Below are 17,692 nucleotides of genomic sequence, written 5' to 3'. Positions count from 1 at the left end.
GCCCCCTTGAAAACGACAGGAACGACATGCGCATTCTGCTGGTGGAAGACGATCGCGCCCTCGGCGAGGGCATCCGCACCGCACTCAGGCCCGAGGGCTACACGGTCGACTGGCTGCAGGACGGCGCCAGCGCGCTGCACGCGCTGAACCACGAGAGCTTCGAGCTGGCGATCCTCGATCTCGGTCTGCCGCGACTCGATGGACTGGAAGTGCTCAAGCGCCTGCGCGCTGCAGCCAACCCGGTGCCGGTGCTGGTGCTCACCGCGCGCGATGCCACCGGCGACCGCATTGCCGGCCTGGATGCCGGTGCCGACGACTATCTGGTCAAGCCGTTCGACGTGGCCGAACTCAAGGCACGTCTGCGCGCCCTGCTCCGGCGCAGCTTCAACCGCCCGGAGCCGGTGCTTGAATACCGCGGCATTCTGCTCGATCCGGTCAACCAGCAGGTCAGCTACCAGGGCACGCCGATCAACCTGCCGCGCAAGGAGTTCGTCCTGCTCCACGAACTGCTCGCCCAGCCCGGCCGCGTACTGACCCGCGACCGCCTGCAGCAGGTGCTCTACGGCTGGGACGAGGACGTCGAGAGCAATGCGCTGGAGGTGCACATCCACCACTTGCGCAAGAAGTTCTTTCCCGAGCTGATTCGCACCGTGCGTGGTGTCGGCTATCTGGTGGACAAATGCTGAAGCGTTCGATTCGCCAGCGCACCCTGGCGCTGCTGCTCGGCACCCTGCTGGTCTCGCTGAGCCTGATCTCCTGGCGCAGCTATCGCGACGCCAGTCATGAGATCGAGGAACTGTTCGACGCCCAGCTGGCGCAGAGTGCGCGACTGGTGCAAGGGCTGGTCGGCCACGAGATGGACCCGCAGGCACGCCGCGCATTGCAGGAGGCGCTGGACGCGGCGGTGAACGCCCGCCGCGATCAGGGCGTGCCGGGCCATGACTACGAGACCAAGCTGGGGTTTCAGGTGTATGCCGCCGATGGCAGTACCCTGCTGCAATCGGCCGGCGCCCCCAACGGTGCGCTACAGCAACTGCAGGCCGGTCTCGGCGCGACGGCGGCGCCTCTTGCGCGCCTGTCCGCCGGCTACCACGACGTGATGCTCGACGGCCATGCCTGGCGCCTGTTCCTGTTGCACGACCGCGAAGACGACCTGTGGATTCTGCTCAGCGAGCGCGGCGACGTGCGCGGCGAGCTGGTCGGCAAGATCGCCCGCCGCAGCCTGCTGCCGGATCTGATCGGGCTGCCGCTGCTGGCGCTGCTGATCTGGTTCGCGGTCGGCTGGGGCCTGCGGCCACTGGCACGCATGGCGCAGTTGCTCAAGCGCCGCGACCCGGACAACCTCGCGCCACTGTTGCTGGCACCGCTGCCGCAGGAGCTGGAACCGGTGGCGGCCTCGCTCAATCGCCTGCTGCAACAGGTCAATCAGCTGATCGAACGGGAGAAGCGCTTCATCGCCGACGCCGCCCATGAGTTGCGCACGCCGCTGGCGGTGCTGCGCATCCATGCGCAGAACGCGCAGCAGGCACAGGACGAGCAGGAGCGTGCAGAAGCACTCGAGCAGCTGGTGGTCGGCGTGGACCGCACCACCCGCGTGGTCACGCAGCTGCTCACCCTGGCGCGCCTTGAACCCAGTGCCCAGCAATTGCGTCTGGCGCCATTGGATCTGCGCGCCCTGGCGCGCGAGACACTCGCCGAACTCACCCCGCTGGCCATCGCCCAGGACCAGGCGCTGACCCTGGAAGTGGACGAGCAGGCTGATTGCCGCCTCACCGGCGATGCCGCGAGCCTGACCACGATGTTGCAGAACCTGGTGGGCAATGCGCTGGAATACACACCCCATGGTGGGCGGATCGAGGTTCAGCTGCACGGCGATGCCGGACAGCTGATCCTCGCGGTGGATGACAGCGGGCCGGGCATCAGCACTGAACTGCGCCCCCAGCTGTTCGAGCGCTTCTTCCGCCTCGGCGGCGGTCAGGGTGCCGGCCTCGGTTTGTCCATTGTCGCGCGCATCGCCGAGCTGCACGGTGCCAGCGTCGAGCTGCTGGACTCGCCGCTGGGCGGCCTGCGGGTCCTCGTGCGGCTGCCGCGGCGTCTCCCGGTGACGGCGTCCTAGCTGCGGCAAACGGTCCGCCCACCGCTAAGCTTCGCTTAAGTTTCGCCACCTAGAATCGCCACGTTACCCACACGTGGAGTAGGTGAAATGAGCAATAAGGCAGAGGCGGCGAGATACGGGCGGCTTTCCATCGGGCTGCACTGGCTGATGCTGCTGTTGATCGCGGCGGTTTACGCGACCATTGAACTCAAGGGCAATTTCCCCAAGGGCAGCGAGCCGCGAGAGTTGCTCAAGCACTGGCATTTCATGCTCGGCCTGACGGTGTTCGCGCTGGTCTGGCTGCGTCTGATGGCGCGCTGGCTGCATCCGGCGCCGAAGGCGGTGGTCAGTGCCGTCTGGGAACGGGCGCTGGCCAAGCTGATGCACCTGGCGCTGTACGCGCTGATGATCGGCCTGCCTCTGCTCGGCTGGCTGACCCTGAGCGCGGCAGGCAAGCCGATTCCCCTCTTCGGCCTCGAGCTGCCGGCGCTGGTCGGTGCCAACCAGGAGCTGGCCGGCCGGTTCAAGGAGCTGCATGAAACGCTGGCAGTAGCCGGCTACTGGCTGATCGGCCTGCATGCGGCTGCGGCGCTGTTCCACCAGTACGTGCGCCGCGACGGCACCCTGCAACGCATGCTGCCGCGCCACCGCCAGGCCTGACGCGCAGACGCAGAAACGCCCGGTCGACTGATCATCGACCGGGCGTTTTCATGTGTCAGCCGAGCAGTTCGCTGAACGGCAGATATTCAACCGTTTCACCCTCTTCCAGCGTACGGTTGCGCTCGACGATGGCCAGGCCTTCGGCCCAGCTGGCCGAGGTCAGCATCGCCGAACCCTGGCGCGGGTGCAGGCACACGCGCATCTCGCCATCGACCTGCTCCAGCCGCGCGCGCAGGTACTGGCGGCGGTTGTTCGGTTTGCGCCAGGCGAAGCCGGCGGTCAGGCGCAGCGGCTTGGGCAGCACCTCGGTGCAACCCTGGGCACTGAGCAGGAACGGCCGCGCCACCACCAGCGAGGTGATCAGCGCCGCAGCCGGATTGCCCGGCAGGCCGATCCACGGCTTGCCATTGACCTCGCCAAAGGCCAGCGGCTTGCCGGGCTGGATCGCCAGGCGCCACATGTGCAGCTCGCCCAGTTCGCGAATGGCCTGCTTGAGGTGATCCTCCTCGCCGACCGAGACGCCGCCGGAGGTGATCAGCATGTCCCATTCGGACGCGGCCAGCGCCAGGGCATCCCGGCTGGCGGCCAGTTCGTCGACGAGGATTTCGTAGTCGTGAACCTCCATTCCAAGGCTGCGCAGCACCGTGAGCAGGCAGTAGCGGTTGGAGTTGTAGATCTGCCCGGGCGCCAGCGGCTCGCCGGGTTCGCGCAGCTCGTTGCCGCTGGAGAGCAGACCGATACGCAGGCGCCGATAGACCGCCACGCGGGCGACGCCGAAGCTCGCCAGCAGGCCGATCTCCTGCGGCCGCAGGCGCTTGCCGGCCTGCAGCACCGGGGCGCCGGCCTCTAGCTCCTCGCCCTGCCGACGCACATGGGCGCCCTGGATGACGCCGGGGAAATGCACGCGATCAGCCTCGATCTGGCAATCCTCCTGCGCCACCACGGTATCGGCACCCGGCGGCAGCGGCGCGCCGGTGAAGATGCGCACGGCGTGGCCGGCAGGCAGTTGCTGGTCGGCGGCATCACCGGCGGCGATGCGCCCGGCCAGTGGCAGCCAGCCGCCTTCGGCCGGCAGGTCGGCGGCGCGCAGGGCGTAGCCGTCCATTGCGCTGTTGTCCCACGCCGGCACCGGGAAAGGAGCGTCGAGGGATTCGGCCAGCACCCGGCCGAGGGCATCGGACAGCGCGACGTGTTCTACCGGCGGCAGCGCCGGCACCCGTGCCAGCAGTTCGGCGATGGCCTCGTCGACCGGTTTCAGGCCACTGGTGTCGCAGCCACAGGCGCTCATGAGCGCGGCCCGCAGTATTCGACCGCGCTGGCCTTGAGGTGCGGCACGAAGTTGCAAGGCTTGGTGCGGCTGTCCAGCTGCTCGACAAGGATCTTGTTCCAGGCGGTGCGGCAGGCATTGGTCGAGCCCGGCAGGCAGCAGACCAGCGTGCCATTGCTCATGCCGGCCAGGGCGCGGGACTGCACGGTGGAGGTGCCGATCTCGCCCAGCGAAACGTAGCGGAACAGTTCGCCGAAGCCGTCGACGTCCTTGTCCAGCAGCGGCTGCACCGCCTGCGGAGTGTTGTCGCGGGCGGTGAAACCGGTGCCGCCGGTGATCAGCACGACCTGCACGTTTTCGCTGGCAATCCAGCTGCAGACGCGGGCGCGGATCTGCCAGACGTCGTCCTTGACGATGGCCCGTTCGGTCAGCGTGTGGCCTGCGCTCTGCAGGCCGTCGATCAGCGCCTGGCCGGAGGTATCGGAATCGATGTTACGGGTGTCGCTCACCGTGAGCACCGCAATGCTCAGGGGCTGGAATTCGCTGTTGGACAGGTGAGCCATGGCTCGAAACTCCCTTGAAGATGTGTGCGCAGGCTGCACCGGCGCCGTGCGCGAACCCATTCCCCATTGGAGGTATGTCCGCGCGGCACGGGTGCCATGAGGTCTGACAACGCTGCAGGCGATTGTGCGACCTGGCTCTGCGACAAGGCCCGGCTGCGGCAGCCGGGCACGTGGGTCAAACCGGCAATGCCGGTCGATGGTAGCGAATTAGGCGGTCGACTCGTAGCCCGTGGGGCACTGGTCTCAACCGCCGCTGGCATTCATGAAGCGCAACACCTGGACCTCGCCGCTGCTGGAGAATTCATGGCGCAGCGGTTTGCGCTGCAGCGCGGCGTGGATGGCGTCGATCACCGGCTGGTCGTTGGTCGGATGGCGGCGCAGCAGTGCGCGCAGGTCGATGGAATTCTCGTGCCCCAGGCACAGCAGCAGGCGCCCCTCCACCGTCAGCCGTACGCGGTTGCAGGTGGAGCAGAAGTTGTGGGAATGCGGCGAGATGAAGCCGATGCGCGTCTGTGGATGGTCCGCAAGGCGCACGTAGCGCGCCGGGCCGCCGCTCTGCTCGGCCGAATCGATCAACGTGTGGCGCTCGGCGATCAGCGCGCGTACTTCGTCGCTGGAGCAGAAGCTCTCACCCCGCGACCGACCGACGTCGCCCAGCGGCATTTCCTCGATGAAGCTCAGGTCCAGCCCGCCGGCGATGGCGAAGTCCACCAGGTCGGCGACCTCCTCGGCGTTGCGGCCCTTCATCACCACCGCATTGAGCTTGATCCGCTCGAAGCCGGCGTCACGTGCCGCATCGATACCGTCGAGCACCTGTTGCAGCTGGCCGGTGCGGGTAATGGCGTGGAATTTCTCGGCGTCCAGGCTATCCAGGCTGATGTTCAGCCGCTTGACCCCGGCCCGAGCCAGCGGCGCGGCAAGCTTGACCAGCTGCGAGCCGTTGGTGGTCATCACCAGTTCGCGCAGGCCCGGCAATGCCGCGATGCGCTCGCAGAGACCGACGATGCCCTGGCGTACCAGCGGCTCGCCGCCGGTAAGGCGAATCTTCTTCACCCCGAGGCCGACGAAAATGCGCGCGATGCGCTCCAACTCCTCCAGACCGAGCACCTGCTGGCGCGGCAGGAAGGTCATGTCCTCGGCCATGCAGTAGACGCAGCGGAAGTCGCAGCGGTCGGTCACCGACATGCGCAGGTAGTCGATCTGGCGGTTGTGGGCATCGCGTAATTGAGTCATCGCCAAGCTCTCTGTACTTCGTGGGGCGGATGCCGCTCTGCTCATCCGCCGGGGCCCTCACAGGCTCGCTCATTACCGCCTAGGTGGATGGATGCAGCGCCATCCACCATTGGCCCCGCTCGGTGATGGGTAAAACATCGTCCACCCGACGCGGAGCCAAGCCGCCGCTATTGCATCAGTGGCGTTTCCGCACCCTGCATATGGATGCCTTCGATGTTCGCCGCACCCACCAGATTCTGCAGGTACTGGCTGACACCGATCTGCCAGACGCGCTGGTTGAGCTCGGCGCGAATCGAACCGGCGACCACCTCGTAAGGCAGCTGCTCGCCTTCGATGCGCTGATCGACGAACACCAGGTGATAGCCGTAGCGGCTTTCCAGCGGCTGCGTGCACAGACCGACCGGCAAACGGAACAGCTGGCGCTCGAACTCCGGCACCGTCTGGCCCTTGCTGATCTGGCCCAGTGCGCCGCCCTGCGCCTTGGACGGGCAAGCGGAATGCTGCAACGCCAGCTCGGCGAAGCGTTGCGGTGCGGCCTGCAGCTCGGCGATCAGCCTCTGGGCCTGTTCGCGAGCCAGGCTGCGCGCCTCGGCGTCATCCGCCGGACAGGCCAGCAGGATGTGCCGCGCGGCCAGCAACGGCGCGCTGAAGAAGCGCTGCTGGTTGCCACTGTAGTACTGCCGGCAGGCAGCCTCGTCGGCCAGCGGCAGCGGTACTTCCTGCTCGATCAGCGTGCGGGTGGCCGCCTCCTCCTCGCTTTCGCCGGCCTCGGCGCGCACCACCAGGCCCAGCTCGCCGATGCGCTGCTGCAGCAACTCACGCAGCACCAGCGCCTGGGTCGCCAGGTAGACGGCCTCTTCGCGGCTTTCGGCCGGGTGATACTGCAGTTCCTGGGCGATGGCCTGGGAAGCAATCGCCACCCCATTGACCCGCACCCGCGGCCATTCCTGTTCGCTGCTGGCGATCAGCAGCGGTTCAGCGGATGCCTGCTCGGCAGCCGGCTCGCTGTCTTCCTCGTGCGGCAGCTCCTCGAACAGAGGGGCATCCGCCGGCACTTCGATTTCCGGACGCGCGCCGCCACCGCAGCCGCCGCTTCCACCTGTGCTACCACCGCATCCACAACCCATGATGATTACCTCGATAAGACGCTTGAACCTTCGATCCGATCGGCCAGACCGGCTGACGCACCAGGCGTCAGCCGGCAAGGGTCATACCGGGGTCTTGCTCTTTGCCGTGGCAGGCACAGCGGTCGGCACTGCGGTTTCGCGGGCCGGTGCTTCGTAGGTGCGCGGGCGCTGCGGGCGCGGCACGCTCGGCTTGACGCCCTTCTGGCGGACGATCTGGTAGCGCCGGCCCAGGTACCACACCGGCGCACTGACGATGTGCACCAGACGGGTGAAGGGGAACAGCACGAACAGGGTCACGCCGAGGAACACGTGCAGCTTGTAGATCACGCTGACCGACTCGATGGCACCTGCGGCCTTGACCGGCTGCAGGGTGACCAGGCTCTGCGCCCAGGTACCCAGCAGCACCATCACCGAACCGTCCAGATGGCCGGTGGAGGCGACGATGGTCAGCAGACCCAGCACCAGCTGCGCCAGCAGCACGAAGAGGATCATGATGTCGCTGGTGTTGGAGGTGGCCCGCACGCGCGCGTCGGTCAGCCGGCGATGAATCAGCATCACCAGACCGATCAGGCAGAGGATGCCGAAGAAGCCGCCGGACACCATCGCCACGATCTGCTTCTGACCGCTGGTGATGAACGAGTGGTACAGCGCCTCGGGCATCAGCAGGCCGACGAAGTGCCCGGCCAGGATGAAGATGATGCCGACGTGAAACAGGTTGCTCGCCAGGCGCATGCGGTTGTTCGACAGCATCTGGCTCGAGCCGGCCTTCCAGCTGTACTGGGAAAGGTCGAAACGTGCCCAGCTGCCGATCAGGCAGATGGCCAGGGCGATGTAGGGGTAGACCCCGAACAGCAGGAAATTGAAGTTAGACATTGCGCACCTCCTGGGCGAGCGCGGCGGCCTGCCCGTCATGCTTGAAATCGGTCCAGTGCAGCGGCACCGGGCTTTCCTCGCGAGCCTTGCCCGGCCCGCTCGGCATGGATGGGCAGCGATCCTGCTGCTCGGCCTGGAGGAAGTTGACCTGTTCCTCCTCCCAGATCTTGTCCAGCGCTTCCAGCGAGTCGTCGCGTTCCTCGGCGGCGACCTGCTCCTGCAGGCTGGCCAGGGTTTCCTGCACCGGCTCGCCGGCGATCTGCAGCAGTGCGCGGAAGCACGCGGCATGCGGGCTCTCGCGTTCCTGCAGACGCGCTGCCAGCAGAGCCAGCAGGTGCGACACGTCGGCCAGACCCTCGCGGGCCTCGAGGTCATCGCGGGTGGCGAGGTACTCGAGGTACAGCGGGATGTAGTCCGGCAGCTCGCGTACGCCGATGTCGAAACCGGCCTCGGTGTACTGCGCCATCAGGTCGACCATGGCCTGGCCGCGGTCGCGGGACTCGCCATGCACGTGCTCGAACAGCAGCAGCGACAGTGAACGGCCGCGGTCGAACAGGTCGGTGTAGCGCTCCTGCACGTCCATCAGGTCGTCTTCGGTCAGCTCGTCGAGCAGGCGGCGCAGCGCGATGCGCTGCTCCGGGCTGATCTCGCGGGCCGAGCCGATGGCCTGAGCCAGTTCGGCATGGCCGTCGCGCAGGTGCTGGTCGGGATAGTCCAGCAGCAGGGAAATCACTTTAAGGATGCGCATGGCTCAGTCCTCCCACAGCTGGACGGTCTTGATGATGTCGCGGCGGTTGGCCTTCTTGGCACCGAACATGTTGGTGTCCGAGGCGCCCGAGCAGCCGCTGCCGAAGCTGAAACCGCAACCGGAGCGCTCGGCGAAGGCATCGCTCATGGCCTCTTCGCGGTGCGCGGTCGGGATCACGTAGCGGTCCTCGTAGTTGGCGATGGCCAGGTAGCGGTACATGTCTTCCACCTGGGCCACCGACAGACCGACGCTCTCCAGCACCTTGAGGTCCTGCACGCCATCGACCTGCTCGGCGCGCTTGTAGGCACGCATGGCGAGCATGCGCTTGAGCGCCAGCTTGACCGGCTCCTCGTCACCTGCAGTGAGCAGGTTGGCCAGGTAACGCAGCGGGATGCGCAGGCTGTCGACGTCCGGCAGCACGCCGTCCATGCTGACGTGACCGGCGCTGGCAGCGTTCTGGATCGGCGACAGCGGCGGCACGTACCACACCATCGGCAGCGTGCGGTATTCCGGGTGCAGCGGCAGGGCCAGCTTCCAGTCGACCGCCATCTTGTACACCGGCGACTTCTGCGCAGCTTCGATCACCGACATCGGTACGCCGTCGTTGAGCGCCTGCTCGATGACCTTCGGATCGAACGGATCGAGGAAGATCTCCAGTTGCTTGGCGTACAGGTCCTGCTCGTTGACGGTGCTGGCCACTTCATGGATGCGGTCGGCGTCGTAGAGCAGCACGCCGAGGTAGCGGATGCGGCCTACGCAGGTCTCGGCACAGACGGTCGGCATGCCGGCCTCGATGCGCGGGAAGCAGAAGATGCACTTCTCGGATTTGCCGCTCTTCCAGTTGAAGTAGATCTTCTTGTACGGGCAACCGCTGATGCACATGCGCCAGCCGCGGCACTTTTCCTGGTCGATGAGGACGATGCCGTCCTCCTCGCGCTTGTAGATCGCACCGCTCGGGCAGGACGCGGCGCAGGTCGGGTTCAGGCAGTGCTCGCACAGGCGCGGCAGGTACATCATGAAGGTGTTTTCGTACTGCCCGTAGATGTCCGCCTGGATCTTGTCGAAGTTCTTGTCCTTGCGACGCTTGGCGAACTCGGTACCGAGAATTTCTTCCCAGTTCGGGCCCCACTCGATCTTCTCCATGCGCTGACCGGAGATCAGCGAGCGCGGACGTGCAACCGGCTGGTGATCGGAGATCGGCGCGGTGTGCAGGTTCTGGTAATCGAAGTCGAACGGCTCGTAGTAGTCATCGATCGTCGGCAGGTCCGGGTTGGCGAAGATGTTCGCCAGCACGCGGAACTTGCCGCCGATACGCGGATTGATGGTGCCGTCACCATTGCGCACCCAGCCGCCCTTCCACTTGTCCTGGTTCTCCCACTCTTTCGGGTAGCCGATGCCAGGCTTGGTCTCGACGTTGTTGAACCAGGCGTATTCCATGCCTTCGCGGCTGGTCCAGACGTTCTTGCAGGTGATCGAGCAGGTGTGGCAGCCGATGCACTTGTCCAGGTTCAGGACCATGCCAACTTGTGAACGAATCTTCATGGCCTATTCCTCAGATGTCTTGCGGCAGGGGTTGCGGCAGGTCGTTGCCGTTCGGGCCGTCGAGCCAGTCGACCTTGGCCATCTTGCGTACCACGACGAACTCGTCACGGTTGCAACCCACGGTGCCGTAGTAGTTGAAGCCGTACGCCTGCTGGGCGTAACCGCCGATCATGTGGGTGGGCTTGAGCACCACGCGGGTCACCGAGTTGTGGTGGCCGCCGCGGGTCTTGGTGGTCTCGCTGCCGGGCACGTTCACGATGCGTTCCTGGGCGTGGTACATCATCACCATGCCTTCCATCACGCGCTGGCTGACCACCGCACGGGCGGTCAGGGCACCGTTGGCGTTGAAGCACTCGATCCAGTCGTTGTCCTCGATGCCGGCCTTCTTGGCATCGACTTCGGACATCCACACGATCGGACCACCACGGCTGAGGGTGAGCATGATCAGGTTGTCCGAGTAGGTGCTGTGGATGCCCCACTTCTGGTGCGGGGTGATCCAGTTGAGGACGATCTCGGTATTGCCGTTGCTCTTCTTGCCCTTCACGTAATCGATGGTGCGGGTGTTGATCGGCGGCCGGTAGCTCATCAGCTGCTCACCGAAGGCCTGCATCCAGGGGTGATCCTGGAAGAACTGCTGGCGGCCGGTGATGGTGCGCCACGGGATGAACTCGTGGACGTTGGTGTAGCCGGCGTTGTACGACACATGCTCGTCTTCCAGGCCTGACCAGGTCGGGCTGGAGATGATCTTGCGCGGCTGCGCCTGGATGTCACGGAAGCGGATCGCCTCGTGCTCCTTGGGCAGCGCCAGGTGGCTGTGGTCGCGGCCGGTGAATTCCGACAGCGCGGCCCAGGCCTTCACCGCGACGTGGCCGTTGGTTTCCGGCGCCAGGCTGAGGATGACCTCGGCGGCGTCGATGGCCGACTCGATCTGCGGACGCCCTTGGCTGACGCCCTCCTCGCGCACCTTGTAGTTCAGCTCGCCGAGGAAATCGACTTCATCCTGGGTGTTCCAGTTGATGCCCTTGCCGCCGTTGCCGAGCTTGTCGAGCAGCGGGCCGAGGGAGCTGAACTTCTTGTAGGTCGCCGGATAGTCGCGCTCGACCACGGTCATGTTCGGGCAGTTCTTGCCCGGCTGCGGATCTGTGCCTGCGGTTTTCCAGTCGGTGCCGCCGAACGGCTGCGCCAGTTCGCCGGGGCTGTCGTGCAGCAGCGGCACGGTGACCAGATCCTTCTCCACGCCCAGATGACCTTCGGCCATCTTCGAGAACGCCTTGGCGATGCCCTTGTAGATCTCCCAGTCGGAACGCGCTTCCCAGGCCGGATCGATCGCTGCCGACAGCGGGTGGATGAAGGGGTGCATGTCCGAGGTGTTCATGTCGTCCTTCTCGTACCAGGTCGCGGTCGGCAGAACGATGTCGGAGTACACGCAGGTCGAGGACATGCGGAAGTCGAGGGTGGTGACCAGGTCGAGCTTGCCGATGGCGCCGTCGTCCTGCCACTCGGCCTCGAGCGGCTTGAAGCCGTCGCGCTTGCCGAGGTCCTCGTTCATCACGCCGTTCTTGGTGCCCAGCAGGTACTTGAGCATGTACTCGTGGCCCTTGCCCGAGCTGCCCAAGAGGTTGGAACGCCAGATGAACATGTTGCGCGGGAAGTTATCCGGGTTGTCCGGCTGCTCGCAGGCGAACTTCAGCGAGCCGTTCTTGAGCGACTGGGTAACGTAATCGACCGGCGACATACCGGCGGCTTCAGCTTCACGGCAGATCTGCAGCGGATTGCGGTTGAGCTGCGGCGCGCTCGGCAGCCAGCCGGCGCGTTCGGCGCGGATGTTGTAGTCGAGCATGTGCTCGGGGAACTGCGACTTGTCGGCCAGCGGCGAGAGCACTTCGTGAATGCTCATCTTCTCGTGGCGCCACTGCGAGCTGTGGTTGTAGAAGAAGCTGGTGCCGTTCATCTGGCGTGGCGGACGGTGCCAGTCGAGGCCGAAGGCCAGCGGCAGCCAGCCGCACTGCGGACGCAGCTTTTCCTGACCCACGTAGTGCGCCCAGCCACCACCGGTCTGACCCACGCAGCCGCACAACATCAGCATGTTGATCAGGCCGCGGTAGTTCATGTCCATGTGGTACCAGTGGTTCATCGCCGCGCCGACGATGATCATGGAACGGCCATGGGTCTTGTCGGCGTTGTCGGCGAATTCACGGGCAATCTGGATCGCCTTCTCGCGGGACACGCCGGTGATGACTTCCTGCCAGGCCGGGGTGCCGGGCACGCTGGCGTCGTCGTAGCTGGAAGCGACGTTGGCGCCACCCAGGCCACGGTCGATACCGAGGTTGGCGGCCATCAGGTCGAACACGGTGGCGACCTTGGTGGTGCTGCCGTCGGCCAGGGTGATGCTGCGGACCGGCACGCGGCGCAGCTGGATGCTTTCGCCTTCGGCGTGCTGGAAGTGCTCGTGGAGGATGCCGCCGAAGTACGGGAAGGCGACCTCGGCCGTCTCGCCGCCATCGATCTGGGTCAGGGAGAGGTCGACATCACGGCCGTCCTTGCCTTCGCGGGCTTCGATGTTCCACTTGCCCTTCTCGCCCCAGCGGTAGCCGATCGAGCCCAGCGGCGACACCAGCTCGCCGGTGGTGCCGTCGACGGCGATGGTCTTCCACTCGGGGTTGTTTTCCTGGCCGAGGTTGTCGGCCAGGTCGGACGCGCGCAGGAAGCGGTCGGCGATGTAGCTGCCATCCTTCTCGTTCAGGCGCACCAGCACCGGCAGGTCGGTGTAGCGCTTGGCGTAGTCGCGGAAGTACTCGCTCGGTTTCTCGAGGTGGAATTCCTTGAAGATGACGTGGGCGAAGGCCTGGGCCAGCGCGGCGTCGGTGCCCTGCTTCGGGTTGAGCCAGAGGTCGGTGAGTTTGGCGACTTCGGCGTAGTCCGGGGTGATGGCAACGGTCTTGGTGCCCTTGTAGCGGACTTCGGTGAAGAAGTGCGCATCCGGCGTACGAGTCTGCGGGACGTTGGAGCCCCAGGCGATGATGTAGTTGGAGTTGTACCAGTCGGCCGATTCCGGCACGTCGGTCTGCTCGCCCCACACCTGTGGCGAGGCCGGCGGCAGGTCGCAGTACCAGTCGTAGAAGCTCAGGCACACGCCACCGATCAGCGACAGGTAGCGGCTACCTGCCGCGTAGGAAACCATCGACATGGCCGGGATTGGCGAGAAGCCGATGACGCGGTCCGGGCCGTACTGCTTGACGGTGTAAACGTTGGCTGCAGCGATGATTTCGTTGACTTCTTCCCAGCTGGAACGGATGAAGCCACCCATGCCGCGCTTGCTCTTGTAGGACTCGGCCTTGGCCTTGTCCTCGACGATGCTGGCCCAGGCGTCCACCGGGGTCATGTTGCGCCGCGCTTCACGCCACAGTTTCAGCAGCGGCTTGCGCACCTTTGGGTACTTCAGGCGGTTGGCGCTGTAGATGTACCAGCTGTAGCTGGCCCCACGCGGACAGCCGCGCGGCTCGTGGTTGGGCAGGTCGTTGCGGGTACGCGGGTAGTCGGTCTGCTGGGTTTCCCAGGTGATCAGGCCGTTCTTGACGTAGATCTTCCAGGAGCACGAACCGGTGCAGTTCACGCCATGGGTGGAACGGACGATCTTGTCGTACTGCCAGCGCGAGCGGTAGACGTTCTCCCAGTCGCGGGATTCGATGCGGGTTTCGCCATGACCATCGGCGAACTCGCCTTGCTTCCTGTTGAAGAAGCGCAGTTGATCGAGCAAGTGGCTCATTGTTTTCTCTCCTCACTCCGGTTGCGAACCACTGGCCCGACCGGTCGGCTTATCAATCTCGGCTCGCGCCAGCCACACGAACTGGCGCATCTCGGTAGAAATCTCAGGAAGCGATCTTCTGGCGGGCCTCCAACTCGCGGTCCACGCTGGACACGTAGTACTCGTCGGAGAACGCCCCCTCGGGCTCCTTCAGCCAGAGCAGGCAGAGCCCGAAGCTGACGAAGGCACCGGCGGCAATCACCATGAAGAATTGCGATGGGGTCACGAAGGTGAACAGGGTCAGGTAGCAGACCGCGCCAACGTTGCCGTAGGCCCCGGCCATGCCGGAGATCTGCCCGGTCACCCGGCGCTTGATCGAGGGGATGATCCCGAAGGTCGCGCCCTCGGCACCCTGGACGAACACCGAGCAGAGCACGGTGATCGCCACGGCGACGATCAGCGGCCACTTGGAGTTCATCAGGCCCATCAGCAGGAAGCCGACGGCGATCCCCAGCATGTACGCCAGCATCACGAAGCGACGGTTGCCGAAGCGGTCGGAGACCAGGCCGCCCATGGGCCGCGCCACCAGGTTCACGAAGGCGAAGGAGGCCGCGATGATGCCGGCGGTGGTCGGGGTCAGGCCCCAGGTCTGTTCGAAGAACATCGGCAGCATCGACACCACGGCCAGCTCCGCACCGAAGTTGGCGAAGTAGGTGGAGTTGAGCGCAGCCACGGTGTTGAAGGGGTACTTGTCGTCTTCCGGCACGCCCTTCTTCAGGATCGGCACGTTGACCCGCAGGATCTGCACCACCTGGAAGATCACCACCAGGGCGATCACCGCGTAGCAGATCATCGCGCCGGTGGAGCCCAGGTAGCCCAGACCCTCGATGCGCCAGACCAGGATGCCGAGCACGCCGACCATGGGGATGGTCCAGATGATCAGCTTGATCATGTCGGCCCAGGTGCTGACTTCCAGCGCGCTGGCCTTGTGCGGCTTGCGGTGGATGGTGCCAACCGGGCCATCGGTGAGCGCGAACCAGTAGTACACGCCGTACAGCGCCATGATGATCGCCGAGCTGGCAATCGCCCAGCGCCAGCCTTCCGGACCACCGAAGGCATGGATGGCGATGGCTGGCAGGCTCATCGCGGCGGCAGCGGAACCGAAGTTGCCCCAGCCGGCGTAGAAGCCTTCAGCGAAACCGATGTCCTTGGGCTTGAACCACATGGCGGTCATGTGGATACCGACCACGAAGCTGGCACCGATGGAGCTGAGGATCAGGCGCGACACCAGCAGCTGGGTGCGGCTGTCACCGAAGGCGAAGAACAGTGCGGGTGCGGCCATCACCACCAGCAGCACCGAGAACACCCGGCGCGGGCCCCAGTGGTCGAGCGCCATGCCGACCAGGATGCGTGCCGGAATGGTCAGCGCCACGTTGGCGATGGCGAACAGCTTGAGGTCTTCGGGCGTCAGCCAGTTCACGCTTTTCAGCATGCTCGAGGCCAGCGGCGCCATGCCGAACCAGACGAAGAAGCAGATGTAGAACGCGATCCAGGTCAGATGCAGAGCTCTGATTTCGGGGCGCTTCCATTCGAACAGCGTAGAAACTCTCATGTTGAGCTCCTCACTCAGGGGCAGGCTTGAATCAGGACCGGGCAAGGCGCCCGGCGGGCCAGGAATGCGCTGACGCTGCCGAAGGTCATGTAGTCGAGTTCGTCGACCAACAGATTCAGCGAGCGGGAGATGAAGCCGCCGTCCGGTTCGTTGGAATGCCGCGCGATGACCAGCAGGTCGGGCTTCTTGTGCTCGGCTGCCTTGAGAATCATCTTGCGGGCGTCGCCCTCGGCGATGATCACGTCGGCGTCCAGGCCAAAGGCGCTGACCTTGTCAGCGGCCTCCTGCAGAAAGCTCTGGAACTCGCCACGCTCGCGCTCGTAGAGCTCGACGGCCGAATCACTGGTGTCACGGGTTTCTTCCACTACCCCGATGAGCATGATCAGCGGCTTGAGCGGGCCGAACATGTCGAGGGTCGCTTCCAGGGCTTTCCTGGCATTACGCGAGTTGTCGTAGGCAATCATGATTTTCATGGCGGCACTCCAGACTCAGGGATTCTTCACGTAGGCGTTGGGGCGCAGGTAGAACCACCAGTTGAGGATCAGGCACAGCGCGTAGAACACCGCGAAGCCGTACATGGCCACCTCGGGGGTGCCGGCCTTGACCTGCTCGCCGATCACGATCGGGGCGACGAAGGAGCCGTAGGCGGCGACAGCGGAGGTCCAGCCGAGTACCGGGCCAGCCTTCTCGCGGTCGTAGATCACGCCGATGGTGCGGAAGGTGGAACCGTTGCCGATGCCGCTGGCAGCGAACAGCACCAGGAACAGCACCAGGAAGAGGAAGAAGTACTCTTCAGGCTGAGCCGAGCCGTAGGCCTGCTGCATCACATAGCCCGCGGCGACCGAAGCGCCGACCATCACCACCGAGATCACCTGGGTAACGATGGAGCCGCCGACCTTGTCGGAGATCCAGCCGCCCAGCGGACGGATCAGGGCGCCGATGAACGGGCCGATCCAGGCGTAGGTCAGTGCGCTCGGTGCGTTGGGGTTGGCGACGCGGGTGATGGTGCCGTCGGCCGCCACTTCGTTCATGAAGCCGAAGATCACCGTGATCGACAGCGGCAGCGCCATGGAGAAGCCGATGAAGGAACCGAAGGTCAGGATGTAGAGGATGCTCATCGACCAGGTGTGCTTGTCCCGGAAGATGGTGAACTGGCGCTTGATGTTCGGCTTGATGCTGCCTGGCAGCATGCGCAGCATGCCGAGGGTCAGGCCGATGGTGAGCAGCATCACGCCCCACATGTTCAGCACGCCGAGACCGGTCGGCGCTGGCAGGTAGAGGTACAGGCCAAGCGCGGCAGCGACGAAGGCCACGCCGTAGAGGCCGAGAATCTTGCCAAAGGCGTTCAGCGGGTAGCCCGGAGTCGGCGAGATCACCAGCAGGTTGTTCATGCCGAACCAGCCGGCGAAGGCCAGCGGGACGAGAAACAGCAGCCAGACCCAGCCGGCGTTCTGGATCCAGGTTTCGGTACCGGCCGAGATCTTGCCGATCAGCGTACCGCTGTCCTTGATCAGCTCCATCGGCGCGCCAGCTACAGCACCGAACACACCGGCGGTCATCACCAGCGGAATCAGGATCTGCATGGTGGTCACGCCGAAGTTGCCGAGGCCCGCGTTCAGGCCCAGGGCCAGGCCCTGCTGGTTCTTCGGGAAGAAGGTGCTGATGTTGCTCATCGAGCAGGCGAAGTTGCCGCCGCCAATGCCGGAGAGGAAAGCCAGCAGCTGGAATACCCACAGCGGAGTGTCCTGGCTCTGCAAGGCGAGACCGGCGCCGGCCGCCGGGATCATCAGCAGCGCGGTGGTCAGGAAGATGGTGTTGCGTCCGCCGGCGATGCGGATCATGAACGACGCCGGAATGCGCAGCGTGGCGCCAGTGAGGCCGGCGATGGCGGTCAGGGTGAACAGCTCAGCGGGCTGGAACGGAAATCCCAGATTGAGCATCTGCACCGTGACGATGCCCCACATCAGCCAGATGGCAAAGCCCATCAGCAGGCTCGGGATGGAGATCCAGAGATTGCGATTGGCGATCCGCTTGCCGGTGGTGTCCCAGAATTTCTGGTCCTCCACGTCCCACTTTTCGATATTGCTCATGGTCGATCCTCTTGGCGCCAGGACCCTGCTTGCAAACGCAGCGGGATCAGGAATGGCTCGCACGCTAAGCGGAGCGGACCGAGCGAAATTTGACTCAGGTCAATACACGACTGGTGGCAATTTGCTTGGCCGGGTCT

14 protein-coding genes are annotated in these 17,692 nt (G+C 65.2%); 3 read left to right on the top strand and 11 right to left on the bottom strand.

Annotated elements, in window-relative coordinates; all coding sequences use genetic code 11:
- Positions 1-26 precede the first annotated feature (26 nt).
- From EA798_RS19780 to EA798_RS19770, 3 genes are all read left to right on the top strand, one after another.
- Complete coding sequence (locus tag EA798_RS19780) at positions 27-686, top strand: response regulator (protein ID WP_106155841.1); 660 nt, start codon at positions 27-29, stop codon at positions 684-686.
- Entirely contained in the window at positions 680-2,116 is a 1,437-nt protein-coding gene (locus tag EA798_RS19775) for an ATP-binding protein (RefSeq protein WP_122100043.1), read from the top strand. Before EA798_RS19780 ends, EA798_RS19775 begins: the two co-directional genes overlap by 7 nt.
- Positions 2,117-2,203: 87 nt before the next feature.
- Positions 2,204-2,755 carry a cytochrome b gene (locus EA798_RS19770; RefSeq protein ID WP_122100042.1) on the top strand — a complete coding sequence of 184 codons (552 nt, stop codon included), beginning with the start codon at positions 2,204-2,206 and terminating at the stop codon, positions 2,753-2,755.
- A 55-nt stretch (positions 2,756-2,810) separates the two neighbouring features.
- Here the strand turns inward: EA798_RS19770 and EA798_RS19765 are convergent, their stop codons facing one another.
- The 11 genes from EA798_RS19765 to EA798_RS19715 form a co-directional block, all read right to left on the bottom strand.
- A complete protein-coding gene (locus EA798_RS19765) occupies positions 2,811-4,043 on the bottom strand; it encodes a molybdopterin molybdotransferase MoeA (RefSeq protein ID WP_122100041.1) in 1,233 nt (410 codons plus the stop codon).
- Positions 4,040-4,585: a molybdenum cofactor biosynthesis protein B gene (gene moaB / locus EA798_RS19760; RefSeq protein ID WP_122100040.1), complete on the bottom strand. Its 546-nt coding sequence runs from the start codon at positions 4,583-4,585 to the stop codon at positions 4,040-4,042. Before moaB ends, EA798_RS19765 begins: the two co-directional genes overlap by 4 nt.
- Positions 4,586-4,828: 243 nt before the next feature.
- Complete coding sequence (gene moaA, locus EA798_RS19755) at positions 4,829-5,818, bottom strand: GTP 3',8-cyclase MoaA (RefSeq protein ID WP_122100039.1); 990 nt, start codon at positions 5,816-5,818, stop codon at positions 4,829-4,831.
- Between the two features lie 167 nt (positions 5,819-5,985).
- Positions 5,986-6,945: a peptidylprolyl isomerase gene (locus EA798_RS19750; RefSeq protein WP_122100038.1), complete on the bottom strand. Its 960-nt coding sequence runs from the start codon at positions 6,943-6,945 to the stop codon at positions 5,986-5,988.
- Between the two features lie 81 nt (positions 6,946-7,026).
- Positions 7,027-7,818, bottom strand: coding sequence for a respiratory nitrate reductase subunit gamma (narI, locus tag EA798_RS19745; RefSeq protein ID WP_101274498.1), 792 nt, complete (start codon positions 7,816-7,818; stop codon positions 7,027-7,029).
- A complete protein-coding gene (gene narJ, locus EA798_RS19740) occupies positions 7,811-8,566 on the bottom strand; it encodes a nitrate reductase molybdenum cofactor assembly chaperone (protein WP_015278194.1) in 756 nt (251 codons plus the stop codon). The genes narI and narJ overlap by 8 nt, the downstream gene beginning before the upstream one ends.
- Before the next feature lie 3 nt (positions 8,567-8,569).
- A complete protein-coding gene (gene narH, locus EA798_RS19735) occupies positions 8,570-10,108 on the bottom strand; it encodes a nitrate reductase subunit beta (RefSeq protein WP_015278195.1) in 1,539 nt (512 codons plus the stop codon).
- 10 nt (positions 10,109-10,118) lie between these two features.
- Complete coding sequence (locus tag EA798_RS19730) at positions 10,119-13,874, bottom strand: nitrate reductase subunit alpha (protein ID WP_122100037.1); 3,756 nt, start codon at positions 13,872-13,874, stop codon at positions 10,119-10,121.
- A gap of 103 nt (positions 13,875-13,977) precedes the next feature.
- Positions 13,978-15,465 carry an MFS transporter gene (locus tag EA798_RS19725; protein WP_106155849.1) on the bottom strand — a complete coding sequence of 496 codons (1,488 nt, stop codon included), beginning with the start codon at positions 15,463-15,465 and terminating at the stop codon, positions 13,978-13,980.
- Between the two features lie 14 nt (positions 15,466-15,479).
- Complete coding sequence (locus tag EA798_RS19720) at positions 15,480-15,938, bottom strand: universal stress protein (protein ID WP_015278198.1); 459 nt, start codon at positions 15,936-15,938, stop codon at positions 15,480-15,482.
- A gap of 15 nt (positions 15,939-15,953) precedes the next feature.
- Positions 15,954-17,555 carry an MFS transporter gene (locus tag EA798_RS19715; RefSeq protein WP_122100036.1) on the bottom strand — a complete coding sequence of 534 codons (1,602 nt, stop codon included), beginning with the start codon at positions 17,553-17,555 and terminating at the stop codon, positions 15,954-15,956.
- Positions 17,556-17,692: the final 137 nt, after the last annotated feature.

This window comes from Pseudomonas songnenensis, from assembly GCF_003696315.1.
Taxonomy (GTDB): domain Bacteria; phylum Pseudomonadota; class Gammaproteobacteria; order Pseudomonadales; family Pseudomonadaceae; genus Stutzerimonas; species Stutzerimonas songnenensis.
The sequence above is the reverse complement of the archived record's forward strand: the minus strand, read 5'-3'. Positions and strand labels throughout refer to the sequence as shown.